This is a genomic window from Bradyrhizobium sp. SZCCHNR1093, assembly GCF_032381175.1.
Classification (GTDB): Bacteria; Pseudomonadota; Alphaproteobacteria; order Rhizobiales; family Xanthobacteraceae; genus Bradyrhizobium.
The window spans coordinates 727,102-744,141 of sequence record NZ_JAUHJJ010000003.1 but is presented as its reverse complement, the minus strand read 5'-3'; the positions used below and the strand labels follow the sequence as shown (position 1 = coordinate 744,141).

Genomic DNA, 17,040 nt, shown 5'->3' with positions numbered 1-17,040 from the left:
GGCTTGTCCCGGGCATCCATGTCCCTCCCCGCCCGCCCCACTCACCGCGGACTCCGTCGCCTCATGACCATCGAAGTCATCGCCCTGTTCGCCATCCTGTTCGCGCTGCTCGCCGGCGGCCTGTGGATCGGGCTCACGCTCGCGCTCACAGCGACCTTGCTGCTGGCGATGTTCCGCTCGATCCCGCTCGACAAGCTGCTTCCGCAATATGCCTGGAACATCCTGACCACCCAGGAGCTGCTGGCGCTGCCGCTGTTCATCCTGATGGGCGAATTGCTGTTCCGCACTCGGCTGTCGCGCTCGCTGTTCCAGGGCCTGGCGCCGTGGGCCGGCCTGCTGCCGGGCCGCCTGCTCCACGTCAACGTCATCGGCTGCACCATCTTCGCCGCGATCTCCGGCTCGTCGGCGGCGACGACGCAGGTGATCGGCCGGATGTCGCTCAACGAGCTGCTGCGCCGCGGCTATTCGCGCGACATCGCGATCGGCTCGCTCGCCGGCGCCGGCACGCTCGGCTTCCTGATCCCGCCGTCGAACATCATGATCATCTATGGCGTGCTCGGCGACGTCTCGATCCTCAAGCTGTTCACCGCCGGCGTGCTGCCGGGGCTGCTGCTGGCCGGCACCTTCATGGGCTGGGTGATGCTGCATACGACGCTGAGGCCCGCCATGGTGCCAAAGGCGGAGGCGCTGCTGTCGCAGGTGCCGTGGGCGGAGCGCTTCGCCGCGCTGAAGGACCTCGCCCCTGCCCTGTTCCTGATCGCCTGCGTGCTCGGCTCGATGTATGGCGGCCTCGCCACGCCGTCGGAGGCCGCCGCCGTCGGCGTGCTCGGCGCGGCGCTGGTCGCCTATTTTCAGGGGTCGATGTCGCTGCAGGTGGTGCGCGACGTGATGATCGGCTCGGTCATCACCTGCTCGATGATCGCTCTGATCGTGCTCGGCGCGTCGATCCTGGGCAATGCCGCGGCCTTCCTCGGCATCCCGCAAGCCGTGGCCACCTTCGTGAAGGGGCTCGGCCTGTCACCGTTCATGCTGATCGCCGTCCTGATCGTGTTCTACCTGATCCTCGGCTGCTTTCTCGACGGCTTCTCGATGATCGTGATGACGCTCCCGATCGTGCTGCCGATCGTGAAGGGCGCCGGCTTCGACGAGGTCTGGTTCGGGATCTTCCTGGTGCTTGCCGTCGAGATGGCCCAGATCACGCCGCCGGTCGGCTTCAACCTGTTCGTGATTCAGGGACTGACGGAGGACGGTCTCGGCTACATCGCCCGCGTGACCGCCCCCTACCTCGTCATCATGATCGCCTTCGTGCTGCTGCTCACGCTGTTTCCGGGCATCGTGACCATCCTGCCACGATGGCTCTACGGGTAGCGCTTGTCAGGCCGCGCGCATCCCGTCGAGGAACTTCTGCACCTCGGCCTTCAGCCGCAGGCTCTCGCTGGACAGCGCCTGGGCCGAGGCGAACATCCGGTTGGAGCTTTCGCCGGTCTCGCCTGCCCCACGCGCCGCGCTGCGGATGTTCTCGACGACCTCTGCGGTGCCGGTCGCGGCCGAGCGGACGCTCTGGGTGATGTTCTGCGTGGCGGCGCGCTGCTGTTCGACGGCGGCCGAGATCGAGGCGGCGATCCCGTTGATGCGCTCGATGGTCGAGCCGATCGCCTTGATGGCGTCGACCGATTCCTGGGTCACGGTCTGCATGTTGGCGATCTGGCTGGAGATCTCCTCCGTCGCCTTGGCGGTCTGCCCGGCCAGGGTCTTGACCTCCTGAGCGACCACCGCGAAGCCGCGGCCAGCATCGCCGGCCCGGGCCGCCTCGATGGTGGCGTTGAGCGCCAGCAGGTTGGTCTGCTCGGCGATCGAGGTGATCAGCTTGACGACGTCGCCGATGCGGTTGCCGGCGTCGGACAGCTCCTTGATGCGCTGGTCGGTCGCGGTGGCTTGGTTGACTGCCTCGGCGGCGATGGCGTTGGACTCCTGCACGCGACGGATGATCTCGGCGATCGAGCCGGACAGCTCGTCCGAGGCAACGGCCGCGGTGCGGACGTGCTCGGAAGCGGTTTCCGAAGCGCCGGCCGAATGGCCGGACAGGTCGGCGGTGGTCCGCGCGGTCTGGGTGAGCTGGCGCGCCTCGCGCTCGAACTCGCCCGACGAGGTCAAGACGTTCTCGATGATGCCGCCGATGCTGGCCTGGAACGAATCGACGAAACGCTGCAGCTCGGCCTTGCGCTGCTCGACGGCCGCGGCGGCCGCAGCCGTCTGCTCCTCGCGCATCCGGCGCCGCTCACTCGCGGCACTGCGGAACACGACCAGGCTGCGGGCGATCTCACCGATCTCGTCGCTGCGGTCATCGGACTTGATCGCAACGTCCTCGCGGCCCTCGGCGATGGCGGTGAGCGCATCGGTCACCGCGGCGAGAGGCTTGGTGACGCGGCGCACCGCCAGCATGGTCAGGCCGAGCACCAGCAGCGCGGCGATCGCAGCGGCGACGACCATGGTCCGCATCGCCTGCGACAGCATGGCGTCGAGCTCGGCCATGGGCACGCCGACATACAGAATGCCGATCACCTTTCCAGCCGGATTGGTGACGGGAAAATAAGCGGTCATGAACGACTTGCCGAACAGCGTCGCGGGGCCCTTGTAAGCCTCGCCGCGGCGCAGCAGCGCCTGCGCCGGATGATCCGCGGCAAGCTGGGTGCCCACGGCGCGGTCGCCATTCTCCTTCTTCACGTTGGTCGAGCGGCGGACGAACTGGCCGCTGTCATCGACCACGAACAGCGTGGCGCTGCCGCCGACATAGGACACCGCGCGATCGACGATCGCGTGATCCTTGATCTCGGGAATCGCCGTAATCTCGATGCGCGTAACGACGCCGTTCTGCACGCTGACTTTCGCGTCCTTGAACGTTTCGGTGAACGTCAGCGCAAAGGTGCGCAGATTGCCTTCGATGTCGCGCTTGGCGCGGTCGGCGAAGTCAGAGGACAGCGACCAGTACGCTGCGCCGACGACCAGGGCGGTATTCAGGGCGATCACGACAACGGCGCCGATCAGCGCCTTGGTGCCGAGCTTCAATTTGACGGACACGTCATAAACCTTCCAGGGGAACTGCAACTGAATCTCAAAGTGCCCGTAGTTCGTTTCAAAGCAGTTATTTTCCGGAACGTAGAATACCGGAACTCTCTATAAAAACGGCAGTAAGATACCCTGATCATGTCCTCCTCCCCCATCATCGTGTGGTTTCGCGAGAGCCTGCGGCTCTCTGACCACCCCGCGTTGTATGAAGCAGCAAGGTCGGGCACTCGGATCGTTTGTAGTTACGTCCACGATCAGGAAAGCCCTGGGTTGCGTCCGCTCGGCGGCGCGACGCGCTGGTGGCTCGCGCAATCGTTGCGTGCACTCCAGGCCGAACTACATGCGCTCGGCGCCGGGCTCGTGATCCGCCGTGGAGCCGCGGCCGAGGTGCTCTGCGAACTGGCGCGTGAGACCAAGGCCGGCGCGGTGTACTGGAACGATGTCGCGCAGGCCGCTCCCCGCGCCGTGGCTGCCGATGTCGAAGCAGCACTCGCCGAGATCGGCGTCTCTTCACGCGTGTTTCCCGATGACCTTCTGGTCGATCCGGCCGAGTTGCGCGGCAAGGATGGACGCGGGCCGCGCGTGTTCACGCCGTTCTGGAAGCGCGTGCTCGCTCTGGGTGATCCGCCGAAGCCGCTGCCGCGGCCGGCCCGGCTGTCGCACGCCCCCGGCGGCGCGAGCTTGCCGATCGACGAGCTCGCGCTCGAGCCGCGCAAGCCCGACTGGGCGGGCGGCCTGCGCGCGTCATGGCAAGCCGGCGAGCGCGCGGCACAGGCGCGCCTCGCCAGCTTTCTCGAAACGGCCGTTCAGACCTATGCCGCCGATCGCGACCGGCCCGACATCGAGGCGACCTCCCGGCTCTCGCCGCATCTGCGCTTCGGCGAGATCAGCCCGCGCCAGGTCTGGCATGCGGCGCGATTTGCCGCCGCCGAACGTCCGGCTTCCGCCGCCGGCATCGACAAGTTCCTGAGCGAGCTCGGCTGGCGCGAGTTCAGCCGCCACCTGCTCTACAACAATCCCGACCTCGCAACCCGCAACCTGCAGCCGTCATTCGACGCCTTTCCCTGGGCTCAGGATGATGCAGCGCTGCAGGCCTGGCAGCGCGGGCGAACCGGATATCCGATCGTCGACGCCGGCATGCGCGAGCTCTGGCATACCGGAAGCATGCACAACCGCGTCCGTATGGTGGTCGCCTCGCTGCTCGTGAAGCACCTTCTGATCGACTGGCGGCTCGGCGAACAGTGGTTCTGGGACACGCTGGTCGACGCCGACCCGGGCAGCAATCCGGCAAGTTGGCAATGGGTTGCAGGATCGGGCGCCGACGCCGCGCCCTACTTCCGCGTCTTCAATCCCGTGCTGCAGGGCGAGAAGTTCGATTCTCACGGGACCTATGTCCGCCGCTGGGTGCCGGAGCTGGCGCGCCTGCCGGCCGCGCTGGTCCACCAGCCCTGGGCGGCAAAGCCGCTCGAGCTCGCGGAGGCCGGGGTTGCACTCGGCCGCACCTACCCGGCGCCGTTCGTGGATCACAAGCCCGGGCGGGAGCGCGCGCTGGCAGCCTACGCGAGCTTGCGCACAAGTGATTAGTTGGGGTGCGCTTTGACAGCACGGAGAATCCAGCTATCGTCGCAGGGTTTCCAACAAATCGGGGGACCCGATATGGACGACACTCCACTCTCTGATCCGACCGTGACCGAGACCAGCATGCCCGCCGAGGCGCCGAAGGATCCGGTGATCACGACGGCACCTAAGGCCCGGCGAGCGGCCAAGAAGACCGCGAAGAAGACCTCCAAGAAGGCTGCACCCAAGCGGGCCGCCGCCAAGGCCAAGAAGGTCGCGACCAAGAAGTCCGCCAAGAAGACTGTGAAGAAGGCGGCCAAGAAAGCTGCGAAGAAGACGGCCAAGAAGGCCACCAAGAAAGCGGCCAAGAAGACGAAGAAGGCCAAGCGCTGATTCTGCTCGGCCCGGCCTGAAGGCAGGCGATCGGCTTGCCCCGGCCGACTCGGCGAAACAATCCAGTGCCCGGTCGTGGGGACAATCTGGCGCTGGATTGTTTCGTGTGGTGTGGTCCGGATGCCGGCCCGGAACCACGATCCGGTGTCCAGGGCATAACGCAGCATACATGCTGCAACCCGGCGCGACGATCGGAGCCGTCGGAGAGGCCGGCGTCTCGAGGAGGAACGTCGTCCTCACCAGACGTCAGGACAGGGGTCGACGATCTTCCAGAGCTCGATGCCGTTCTTGATCCGCTTCATCTCGGTGGTGAGCCCGCCGTTGCGCCGGATCCAGTCCTTCACCGAATCGGGGTAATAGGACATCAGTTCGGACGTCCCCTCCACGCTGGTGACCTTGATGCCGAACGTGAACGCCTTGTCGTAATAGGCTTGGTGGAAGCCGAGGCTGGCCCTGGGCGTGACGCAGATCCTGTTGAGCGGCACCAAGCCGAAGACGAGCGTACAGGCCGAATTGCAGATGCCGTCGATGATGACGCGCTGATGCGTTTCCCGGATGTGCTTGTACTTGGCCTTGTACTCTTCGATGTAGCCACCATGATCGCGCGTAATGTGCAAATCCGCACGCACCGGGCTAGCGGCGACCAGCAGGAGCACGACGCTTGGGATCAGGCGATTCATGGATCGGACGGGCAAACCCGGTCTTTTCTGGCGCTGTCGCGACAACGCCTCGAGCCAAATGCACGACGGCACTTGCCGGACCTTGTCATGGTCTCCTTAAGCATGCGGAAAAGGCCAAAATTTTGACGAACTATCGCCTTTTGCGCACCCTTTCCGCCACTTCCGCGTTAGGCTACCGGCCAGACGGCCGGCCTTGACGTCGTTTTCCGGAGAAGAGAAAAGTCATGAGCAAGCTCGCATCCCTCGCCGCCGCCTTGATCGTGTCAACTGCCGCCCTGGTGCCCGCCACGTCCGAGGCACGCAGCCATCATCGGCATCATCGCCACCACTACGGGCTGCCCTACGCCATCAGCTTCCTGCACAATTATGGCCCCGGCCCGCTGCCCGGCACCTTTGCGTTCTATGACGGTCCTTCCACCAACCACTGCTACCAGAGCTCGGCCGCCTATATCGGCCAGGACCGACGCCGGCATCCCTGCTTCTGATGCCATCCGGGGACGCTGAGCCAGCTTCGGCGAACGACCATTCATGCGCGGCGGAGGCTGGCCTTGCCCATCCAAGTCTGGTATCCCGGTGACGCTGGAGATTTGGCCCGCACCGCGCGCTCGTAGCTCAGCTGGATAGAGCATCGGATTTCGATTCCGAGGGTCGGGAGTTCGAATCTCTCCGAGCGCGCCAGCCATCACCCGACCCAGCACTCGACCCTTGAGCCCGTACCACCCGACGCTGCGGGCGGCATGTCCAGATGATCTCCGGCGACGGCCGCAGTTTCGATGCCGGTACCGCCTTCAGGCGCTCGCGACGTCGTGAGTGAGCCGGCCGACCTGGATCAACGGCTGCGTCGCATCGCCGACGCCACCGAAGACCTTCAGCTCGATCTCGACGCGGGCATGGCCCGACGTCGTTGGCTTGGTCGTCGCCCGCCACGTATCGATCATCTGCGCGAACGGGGCCACGAAGGGCGGCTTCACGCCCGGATCGACCGCTGACGGGGTCGGCGTCAGCAGGTTGATCGGCAGCCGTACGCGCGGGATCGCCGGCTGGCCGGCTACGACCTCGTAGCTGTACATGCCCTGCATCGCGACCTCGTCGCTGGTGCTGCCATTGCCGTCAGCATAGAGTCCCGCGAAGAACTTGGTCAGGCGCGCGTCGAGGTCGCCGGAGGCGCCCGACATTGCGTCGAGCGAGAACGCCGTGTAGTTCAGCTGCGGGACCACCGTGGACGCGAAACGGACCTCGGGCGTCTGGAACAGGAATGCCGGATTGGTGCTGGTGGTCTTGAGATCTGCCAGCGGGAACAGCGCGAGATTGCGCTGCACGAACACCGACGCCCAGCCGCTCTGGTACAGCAGCACATCGAGCGGAGCGATCGACACCGTCCGCGCCGGCAGCCCGCGCGCCTCCGCTTCGCGGAGATAGACCGTCTTGCCGTCGACCTGACGCGTATAGACGTAGGCGATCTCTACACCAGGGGGGAGTTCCGCCGGAGGCACGGCTTGGGCCGTATAGAGCTCGGGCGCGATGATTGCGATCACGGGCGCCGGAAGCGTGGTGGTGCCGTTCGAGATCGTATTGGCCGCCGCATTCCAGCTCGCCGCCACGCCATCGATGGTGATGTTGACGAGATTGGTGCGCGCGTGCCCGTCGCTGGTGCTGTCGAGCGTCGACATAAACTTCACGATCACATGCGCCGGTGCGACCGCCAGCCTTGCAGGCCCGACCGTCTCCCGCGCATAGGCATCCGCGATCTGCCTGGTCTCAAGGGCAAAGGCAGCGGTCGCCTTGCGCGCGGCGGCCAGCGTCGCCGGATCCGGCTCGGCGCCATCGATGCCGACCAGATACTGGTTGAGGTCGCGCAGGATCGCCGGATAGTTGGTGACGAATTGCGCGAGCGCGGTGAACAGGTCGGGCTCGCCGCTCAACTTGGCCGAGCCGCGCAGCGTCGGCTCGGTCGGCCGGTTGAACTCCATCGTGCAGGACACTGCGTCGGCTGCCGCCTGCTGATAGAGATAGTCGAACGAATAACCCCAGGCGTTCAGCTTCGATGGATCGGTCGTGCCCTCGCCGGTGAGCTGCCGCGCCTGCTGCGCGGAGACCGTCGGCGGCGTCGGCAGATCGCGGTTGACCACCGGAATGTTGGTGACCTGCGTGCCCAGCGGATAGCTGAACGGCCCATTGACGAAGGCGAGCCATCGCGAATCGACATAGCCGTCGATACCGGGGACAGTCCGCCGCTCGAACTCGAGATGGGTGAGCGAGAGCGTGAGCTCGAGCGGCACATAGGCCTGGTCGACGACATTCTTGGTGGCGAACACGAAGGCCAGCCGCGGATCGTACCAGGTCTTGCTGGCGGAATCGTACACCTCGCCGAGCGGAATGCGCGTCGGGGTGAGCGTGAAATTCTGATTGTCCGCGACGCCCTTGATGCTGCCGCCCGGCTGACCGTAGAGGTTCGGCGGACCGGCCGGGTTGCTGTCACCTCCGCCGGTCACCTCGGTCAATCCGAACACGACGGCCGCACCGGCGCGATAGGCTGCGCCGAGCTGATTGAGCAGCTGCTGGCGCAGCTTCTCGCTGGCGGCGAATCCGGTTGAAGGATCGCCCGCGCTGGTCGACAGCACCGGCAGCGTCTTCAGGCCGATCGTATCGGCCAGGGATTCCTTGGCCGACAGCACGCTTCCCAGCGAACCGTCCTTGAGCGGATCGGTCACGCCGTCAATCCGGTCGAGGATGAAGGCGTGCGGCGCGTAGTCAGCCGACAGGAACTGATCGATTGCATCCAGCGCGCTCTGGAACCACTGGTTCAGGTCGACGCCGTCGAGATGCAGCGTGTCGGTGTCGCCGCTGTCATAGCGCGTGATCGTCGCATCGCCGCTGGCCAGCGCCTTGGCGATCGGCTTCGGCGCGAAATAGCTCGCTGACGTGCCCAGCTTGAAATGGATGCCCTGCCCTGCCGCCTTGCCGAAGCGCACCGCCCAGAGCTGCTGAGCGCCGTCGGCCGCATCCTCGCCGTCGCGGGACAGCCCCTGCCCGACCTTGAGATACCAGTCGGCAGTGGCGAACACGGCCTCGACCGCTTTGCTGAAGACCGTATAGGACACATTGCCGTCGCCATCGGCACGCGGCAGGATCGCCGCGGCCACGCCGCTGCCGCCCTGCAACGCCGCCACCGCCGGATCGACCAGCAGCGGATTGCGGCTGAACGCGAGTGTTACATCCAGCTCGAGGATGTTGCCGGCGGCGATCGCATTGACGTCGACCGGAAGCGACAGGGTCACAGCCGGGGCTGCGGGCACCTGGCCGCGCGTCACGAGCTTCAGATACAGCACGCAGGCGCGCACATAGCCGCGAATGATGTCCGCCTGCGGGTCGCTGAGGTCCACATCGGGCTTGGCCATCAGCGAATTCGATAGCCGCATTGCCACCGCGTTGCCGGAGACGCCCGGCACATGCACGGCGACATCGGCCGAATAGTCCTGATGCAGCTGATAATAGATCCGGGTGTAGAGCGAGAGATCGTCGGCGGCCCGGGCCGCGCCGTCCGGCCCAGCATAGGCGGCGGCGTTGAGGGAAAGAGCGAGCTTGAACGCGGCACCGGCCGTGCCGTCATAGCTGTAGCTGGCGTTGGTATTGATCCAGGACCCCAGCCCGATCAGCTCGTCGCGATACAGCATCGGCACCGCCGCGCCGTTGAGCGCGCCGCGGTACCCTTGCGGCGGTGCCTCGAACGGCGTCACCGTGGTGTTGCCGAAGATGTCGCGCCATTGCAGCGCGACCTGCGCCATGGTGCCGACGCCGAGATAGGGGTTGGCTGCCTTCGGCGGCAGATCCGGATCAGACGGGTCCGGCGCGGCGTTGACCAGCGCGAACTGCGCGCCGATGCCGATCGATTGGCGATAGTCGAAATCGGCGAGGGCAACCTGCGCCAACCGGTTGCCGCGCGTCCGCGCCGAGCGCGCATGGCTCTCGAACGCGCCGGACTGATCGTCGTCATGGTCCTGAGGACCGAACGGCATGCCCAGCGGAGTAGCCTTGTAGAAGACGTTGCCCGCGAGCCCCGCGGCCAGCGAGGTGTAGAGCTGATACATTGTCTTCTTGGCAAAGTCCGGCGCCGCTGGATCGTCCGGCGGCAGGCCGAGATTGTCGCGCGTCAACGAGAACCCGATGTTCTGCGGCGGCAGCTGGTCGCGCAGCGAGAACAGCTGCGGGTCGAGATCGAGCACGGCATTGACCGGGAACAGTCCGGGCGCTGCGCTGGCGCCACGGGCGATCAGGTCGACATCCAACCCGTAATAGGCGGCCATGCTGGCAAAGCTCATCCCGGGCGCGGCGGAGGAACTGACCTGATAGGTCAGCGGCGGGATGTAGAAGACGGCCGCGAGCGCAACAGCGACTTGCGGATTGAACGCGGCGATGTCCTGGCCGCTGATGGAGTGGATGGCGCCGGCAGAGAACAGCCTGGCGAGCTTGTCGAGGGTGGCCTGCGCGTCGATGGACCCGCCGGCACCGCGGACCAGATCCGCGTCGGTCAGTTGGCGCACCGCGCCCACGATCGGCACCAGCGCGCCCGCGGCGAGCGGCTTGGTCGCGTTGACCTCGGCGATCCGCCCGGGCCCAGGGCCGTAGGTCGCCGCGAGCGCATCGAGCGATGCCCCCGCCGCAACCGGCGCCGTCTGGCCTGTCGAGGCGAGCGACACCGTCTGTACCAGATCGCTCTGCGGATCGACGGCGTCGGTTGTCACGAAGGCGTTGACGAAATCGGGAAGCGTGGTGCCGAACGACTCGCTGCCTTTCGTAGCGAACGTCACGACCACCGTCACTACGCCCGAGCCGGAGGAATCGAAGACGGCGGCCGGCAAGCCCTCGCCGCTTTCGACGTTCTCGTAATAGAGATAGTAGCCGCCGCTGCGGACCGTGCTGAGCTCCCACATCAGGCGGATGAACTGCGCCGGGGAGTTGGCAATGCCGCGCGGCGGAGCGTCCTCGGTAGCCAGCGTCAGCCGGAGCGCCGCCGCCGGATTGGTCTCGGTCGAGAGGTTGGTCTGGGTGATGAAGGCGAGGAAGTTGGCATCCGCAGGCGTCACCAGCATCGGCGCGCCGGGTCCAGACTGGTTGTAGAGCAGGAAGACGGCGGAGGCGATGCCTTCGCCCAGGGCGTCCATGGCGGTCAGGATGCGCTGCAGTCGCACCGCATCCTCCGAGCTGGGGCCAACCAACTCATAGACGAACGGCAGCGACGGCGCGGACGCCGGACCGCTCGGCAGATCGCCTGCGCCCACGCCCTGCGCGGCCAGCGCCGCCGCGTCGGGCAGACGCTTGATCTGAACGTCGAGCCGCGTGCACCAGGCCCAACGTGCGATGTCGGCATAGTCGGTGCGTCCCGTAGCAGGATTGCTGCGGCCGGTCTGCGGCTGGAATTTCGGCAGCAGCGCGTAGGTCGAACGAAGATCCGGCATGACGGCGCGGATCGACTGCTCCCGCGTGGCGACCAGATTGGTCTGCGCCGGCGGCAGGCTCCACAGCGTCGGCTGCACCTGCGCGCCGGCATCGGCCGCCGCGGCCACGCCGCTGCGGTTCGTCAGGGCCAACAGGCTCGCGACGGAGCCGCTCGACCAGCGGGCGTAGCCGCTGGCGGTAAACGGCCGCGGCTGGCGCTCGGCGAGCGGCAGCGCCGCGAATGTCGGGCTCGGGACGAAATTGCCCGGCCCCCTGGCCCAGCTGACGACCACATCGAGCGCCGCATAGGCCTGGCTCAGATCAACCTCCATGCTGAGGTCGGTGCCGTCGTTCAGCAAGATGAAATCGAGCGGGACGCCGTGGCTCTGAGTCTCGCGTGCGAAGCCGACCTTGTAGCTCGTGGCAGAACTGGGTGTCGGAAACTGCTGGCCGGTGAGCTGATAGACTCCATAGGCCGACTGCGTCCTCGGATAGAGGAACGCATTGGACAGCGTCAATCCGTCCTGGACCGGCAGCCGCAACCCATAGACCAGGAAGCGCGAGACCATGCCGGCGGTCTGCCCGACCTGACCCGTGGCCGCGATGGCCGACCACAGCGCGCCAACCGACAGAGCCTGAAGATTGGCGACCGTGAGCAGGCCGCGCTCCGCCTGCACGGAGAACAGGCCGGCGACGCCGCGATTGGCGTCCGCAACCGCAACGGCGGTGGTCTGGAAGAGGCTCGCCACCGTCGCCAGCGTATCGGATGACGGGCCGGATGTCCCTGCGGTCTTGTAGGCGATCGGCCAGATCGCGAGCGGCAAGGTCGGCTGCAGCAGACCGGCGACGCCGTAGAGCACGCTCTGTGCAGCGAGCGCGTCGATCGAGATCGCGCCGAGTTGCAGCGCGACGTCGTCGAAACTGTCGCCCTGCCGCGTCACATAGATCTGCTCCTGACCCTGGCTGTTGATGAGCAGCAGGACGACGCCGCCCTGCAGCATGTGGCGGGACCGGTTGGCCACGATCAGGCGGTCTGGCGTCGTGGTCCAGCGCGGAGGCGACGCCGCATCGGAATAGCGGCCAGCGATGCCTTGCAGCGTGTCCCCGCTCTGCACCACATATTCGAGGCCGTCGACATGCAGCGACAGCCCGGCCCCCAAGGCATGATCGACGTTGGGCTGCACGATATCGGCAATCGTCAAGGCATTGCCGGCGATCCCGTTCAGCTCATCCAGGATACCACCGACGTTGCTCGTCGGGGTCAGCGGATAGGCATAGCTCTGCAGCGCGTCGGCCGCGGCCTGGAGCAGTTGGCGCGCGATCAGCGTGAAGGTGTCGACGAACACCAGGGCCGCCATCGACTCCGCCGAGCTCGTATCGGTCTCCGCGGCAAGCCGGCGCGTTTCCTTGTTCTGGGCCTCGATGTTCGCGGCGACCTGCGCGAATATCTTGCTGACCGTGGTCGCGTAGCCGGACGTGGCCGTGGTGTAGGTCTCGAACGCGATCGGGGACGTCTGGCCACCCGACATGCCGGGGACCTGCAGCTTCAATCCGTCGAACACCGGAAACAGCACCGAACCGGCATCGAGCTTGGTCTTCAGCCCCGACGATTGCGCCGTCGCCGGATTGAAGATGTCGAGCGTGAATCCGTCGGCCAGGAACTGCAGCAGGCCCTTGATCGACAGGAACGGATCGGCCGTGTCGGCGAGACGCGCGACATAGGCCTCGAGCTGGGTGAGCGTCACCGACATGGCCAGCGTCTCGCCGAGCTCGGCCGCATCCCCGCTCTCGTTCCCCAGTGCGTCGATGATCCAGGGGAAGTAGACCTCGGCCAGCACGTCGAAGGACGTCTTGGTGGCGGACGGCGCGCTCGCCGCGGCATCCGGCGCGTCCATTGCGAGCAGGAGCACAAATGCCCCCTGGTTCGAGGCTGCGTCGGTGGCTGCCTCCGGAGCAAGCACGGTGTACTGCGCGCCCGCCATCAGCGACAGTCTCGGCTTGTCGCCGGCGGTGGCGGCAAGTCCCATGCGATGAGCGGCGGCCGGCGCCAGCCGCTTCGGCCGCGGCTTCAGGCTGCGCGCCAGCCGCATGGCCGCGTCCGGTCCGCGTGCATGGGCTCGCTGCATCAGCAAGGCATCCGCGCGCGCCCCCTGGACCTCCCACGGCGCCGTACTGGTCTGTCCGATCACGAAGGTCGCGGAGACTTGAGCCGAGAACGACAGGCTGATCGAAATCGAGAACAGGCCGAGGTTGATCTTGACCTTGAGGCTGATCGTCACGCTCGCGCTGGCGATCACTGGAATCTCGCGATAGCTCTCATAGGTGAGCTGGATCGACAGCACAATCTTGACGTTGACCGAGGCCGAAATGATCGCGAAATCGACGCTGCCGTACAGCAGGCCGATGATGCCGACCGTTCCCGACAGCTTGAAATAATAGTCGCTCTGCAGCGCACCGCTGCTGGCGCGCGATGCCAGCGTGCGCGCGGGATTGTAGGGATGCCACGGCGCCACGACGCCTTCGACGATGCCGAACACCGTGAGCGCGAAGCCCGCCTTCAGAGGCCCCTTCTCGAAATTGTAGCCCAGGCCGAGCTGCAGTCCGATGCCGAACTCGATGACGGGATCGAAAGTGCCGAGGTTGGTCTTCGGGATCTTGGTCGATGTCGCATTGGAGAGCTTGCCGATGTAGAAGCCACCGGCGCCCAGCACCGGCACGCCGTACACGATCACCGAGATCGAGAAGGAGCGGCGGAAATCGAGATTGTACGGGAAGCCGATGTCGATGAAGAAATCGCCGTTGGTGTAGACTTTGATCCCGAGCTGCGGCAGCGTGATCGACACCGCGCCGAAATTGAGGTTGCGGATGATGTCCGGGAAGGTGAAATCGATCTGGTAGACGCCGATGTCGTCGGTGATCTTCTTGTAGAGGATGTCGACGACGAGATTGGCGAGCCCGCCCATCTTCTCGCCGGCAAGCGCCAGCCGCAGGCCGTAGAGATTGGGGTCGTTGAACACCAGCATGGCATCGATCGACCAGGCGCCGGCCACTTTCATCAGGCCGAGATGCCCGGCAATGAGCCAGTTGTTCGACTGGTCGTAATAGGGCAGCCCCGGCGCGCCGCCCTCGTCCGCATTGGGATCCACCGGATTCATCTTGCCCGTAGTGCTTGGGACGGACTGCAGCGCGCAGATCACCTCCTTGGTGCTGTTGAAGCTGGAATGGCCGGTGATTCCGATGCGCTGCCCGAGCACCAGCAGGAACAGCTTGAACCATTCCTCGCCCCGGCCGGGCACCGACGGCAGGTTCTGCACGTCCTGCCCCTTGGCGGGATCGAGCAGATTCTTGAATGCCGGATCATCGGCGACGAGCGGGCTCGAGCCCTCGATGGCGAGGGTCACCTTGCCGTCGGTGCCGCGGCGGAAGGTCAGCGCCGTGATGCTGATGAAGCCGAGATTGATCGGGCTCGACAGCTCGTAGCTGGCCGAAAGGCGTTGCGAGAAGCTCTCGCCGCTCTTGAGCGAGACGTTGACACGGAGCGCATCGAGCGAAATCTGGTTGAGCAGGTCCCATGGCGAATCCAGCGTGAAGTAGGGATTGCCGAGCGTACGCACCAGCGCCTGCACCAGCGACCCGATGCTCCAGCCCTTGAGGCTGAAGGTGACCAGCTCCTTGCCGCTCTCCCAATCCGCGCGGAATCCTTCCCACTCGACGAACAGGATGTTGTTGGAGCCCGCCTCCGTCGTCTTGAACTCATAGCCCATCGTGAGCTTGAGGTTGATCGCCGAATAGACCCAGGTTCCCTGCGCGAAGCCGGAGAACTGTTGCTGGGCCGGCTTCTGGCCGTCATAGCTGACGCCGAGCCGCGCCGGATCGATGCCGACGGTCTGATCGCCGAAGGTGAACGTCCAGCTGAAACCGACGGTGATGTCGTAGCTCGTCTTCAGCTCGCCCTGCTCGGCCGGAATGGTCGCGGTGATCGCAAATTCGGAGATTATGAGATCTCCGGGCAGGAAGCTGGGGAATCCATAGGCGCTGCCGGGCGAAAAGAACTGGTTGATCAGTTCCGAGACCTCGAGCGGCTCCTCCAGCGAGGCGGCGAGGTCCCACCGCTTCGGCGTTTCGAACCCGTCATAGGTCACGCTGACCTTGGTGTGCAACGGCCCGACATCGAGGAAGCCTCCGACGCTCGACTTCCATTGCGTCTGCGAGGCGGTCTGCAGCGCGACCACTCGCGAGGTCCGGAGCATCGGCAGCGGCGCCGCGCGCAACAGCGTCGTCGCATTGCCCCCGTCTGGCGTCTGCGTCGGAGTCTGCGCCGCGATTGAGACCGTTCCCTCCCGCACGGCAAGGATCGGCTGGTTGTTGATCTTGAGCAGATTGAGCGTCAGGCTGAAGCCAGCATCGAACTGAAAGCTCTGCGCGCCGTAATCGACCGCGACCGCGATGTCGCCAAGTTCGAAATCGCCGACATTCTCGACGTCGAGCACGACGGCACCGCCGGACAGGGCCGTCAGGAAGTCGCTCAGCTTCGCGGTCCCGGCGAAGGACGCGAAGAACTGCTTCGCGGAGGTGAACTGGACGGTGAACACGCCGTCGCCCTCGCCGTCCGGCCCCTTGAAGACGCTGGGCGCCAGTACGAACTCGGTCGTGAAGTCGTAGGTCTGCTGCCGCTTCGTGCCGTCGAACGGATAGGCCATCGACCATTGCAGCGCGAAGCTCGTGATCTTGAAGTCGAGGACGCCGGTCGGCGGCAGGACCTGCCAGCTCGTATCCTTCGAGCTGCCGATCTCGATCGAGACCGCCGTGATCGTCGGCGAGCGGCCGAGCGTGCCGGCGATCGAGAAGCCGTTGAGACCGACGAAGGCGAGGAACTGCTGCAGCACGTCCGGAGTCGCGGCGAGATAGCCGCCATTGCCGCCCATCACCTCGATCACCGTGGCCGGCGTCAGCGGCGCGCCGCCTTCGACGACCGCGAGCGCCACCGAATAGCTGGTGTCCGCGCCGGGCGTGATCTCGACGTCGAGCTGATAGGAGCCGGTGCTACCGACGTCGAACTGCGAGGAGATCGCGAGCGTCGGCGCCTGATCGCCGGCATCCGGATCGGCGGGATCGGCCAGCACCAGCACGCCATCGACCTCGTTCGCGCCATCGGGCGCGGGAATGGTCAGAGCCAGGCTCGGATCCTTGACCGTGAACTGCGACGCGAGCTTGAATGTGCCGTCCTGAATCGCGGCCCGCAACTGCCCCGGCGGGAACAGCACGGTCTCGCCGTTGAAGATGCCCATGTTGAGCGCGCCGCTCAGCAGCAGATCGCCGGCCGGCGCGGTGAGGCCAGGAAACAGCAGCAGGAACGGCTTGGCGACATCCGGCAGAGCGACCTTGGCAACGAAATTCTGCACCGCGCCGCCGCTCACGGCACGCCCTGCGGAGTCACCATACGGGTAGGTGCCGGTCGCCGTCGAGAACACGAAGCTGACGTTCTTCAGCGTGCCGAACTGATTGAACGGGAAGCCCCCCATGAAGGCGAAGCTGCTGGTCCAGGTCCAGTTCGACGGCGTCGCCTCGGCCTGCACGATCAGTTGGTCGCCGTCCACGGTGAACACGAGCGTGGCCTTCGCGGCCAGCGGGGTCGCGGCGCCGATGAAGGGGATCGTCGCCGACTGCACCGTGAACGCCGTCCCCTCGACCGGGCCGACGTCGGATTTTGCCACCGTCACCTTGAAGTCGGCCGCGGCCTTGAGGAAAAAGGCCTGGCTCAGCCAAGTGTCGTAGTCGGCGGGAACCTTCACGGCGGGATCGGCGAGGCCTGCCGTCAGGAACGCTGCATCGAGCGCGAAGGCGGTGTCGCCGGCGGCGGCCTCGACAGCGGCGCGAAGATTGTCGATAGCGCTCATGAGCCGGCGCT

Annotated in this window: 7 protein-coding genes and 1 tRNA gene; 5 read left to right on the top strand and 3 right to left on the bottom strand. The window is 66.0% G+C overall.

Going from position 1 to position 17,040, the window contains the following annotated elements; translation table 11 throughout:
• The first annotated feature begins 63 nt into the window (after positions 1-63).
• Positions 64-1,368 (top strand): TRAP transporter large permease subunit, encoded by a 1,305-nt coding sequence (locus tag QX070_RS14405; RefSeq protein ID WP_315737664.1) that lies wholly within the window; start codon positions 64-66, stop codon positions 1,366-1,368.
• A gap of 6 nt (positions 1,369-1,374) precedes the next feature.
• Here QX070_RS14405 and QX070_RS14400 read toward each other — a convergent pair whose 3' ends face one another.
• Positions 1,375-3,078 carry a methyl-accepting chemotaxis protein gene (locus QX070_RS14400; protein ID WP_315737663.1) on the bottom strand — a complete coding sequence of 568 codons (1,704 nt, stop codon included), beginning with the start codon at positions 3,076-3,078 and terminating at the stop codon, positions 1,375-1,377.
• Positions 3,079-3,204: 126 nt separating this feature from the next.
• Between QX070_RS14400 and QX070_RS14395 the strand changes: the two genes are divergently transcribed.
• The gene (locus tag QX070_RS14395; RefSeq protein WP_315737662.1) at positions 3,205-4,650 is read left to right on the top strand and encodes a deoxyribodipyrimidine photo-lyase; all 1,446 of its coding nucleotides are present in this window, start codon (positions 3,205-3,207) and stop codon (positions 4,648-4,650) included.
• A 72-nt stretch (positions 4,651-4,722) separates the two neighbouring features.
• The gene (locus tag QX070_RS14390; RefSeq protein WP_315737661.1) at positions 4,723-5,016 is read left to right on the top strand and encodes a histone; all 294 of its coding nucleotides are present in this window, start codon (positions 4,723-4,725) and stop codon (positions 5,014-5,016) included.
• A 236-nt stretch (positions 5,017-5,252) separates the two neighbouring features.
• Here QX070_RS14390 and QX070_RS14385 read toward each other — a convergent pair whose 3' ends face one another.
• Positions 5,253-5,696, bottom strand: coding sequence for a hypothetical protein (locus QX070_RS14385; RefSeq protein WP_315737660.1), 444 nt, complete (start codon positions 5,694-5,696; stop codon positions 5,253-5,255).
• A gap of 224 nt (positions 5,697-5,920) precedes the next feature.
• On the opposite strand from QX070_RS14385, the gene QX070_RS14380 reads away from it, so the two are divergent.
• Positions 5,921-6,181, top strand: a complete 261-nt coding sequence (locus QX070_RS14380; protein WP_315737659.1) for a hypothetical protein — start codon at positions 5,921-5,923, stop codon at positions 6,179-6,181.
• A gap of 116 nt (positions 6,182-6,297) precedes the next feature.
• Positions 6,298-6,374, top strand: a tRNA-Arg gene (locus QX070_RS14375).
• Positions 6,375-6,484: 110 nt separating this feature from the next.
• On the opposite strand, the gene QX070_RS14370 is transcribed toward QX070_RS14375, so the two are convergent.
• Positions 6,485-17,029: a LysM domain-containing protein gene (locus QX070_RS14370; protein ID WP_315737658.1), complete on the bottom strand. Its 10,545-nt coding sequence runs from the start codon at positions 17,027-17,029 to the stop codon at positions 6,485-6,487.
• Positions 17,030-17,040 lie beyond the last annotated feature (11 nt).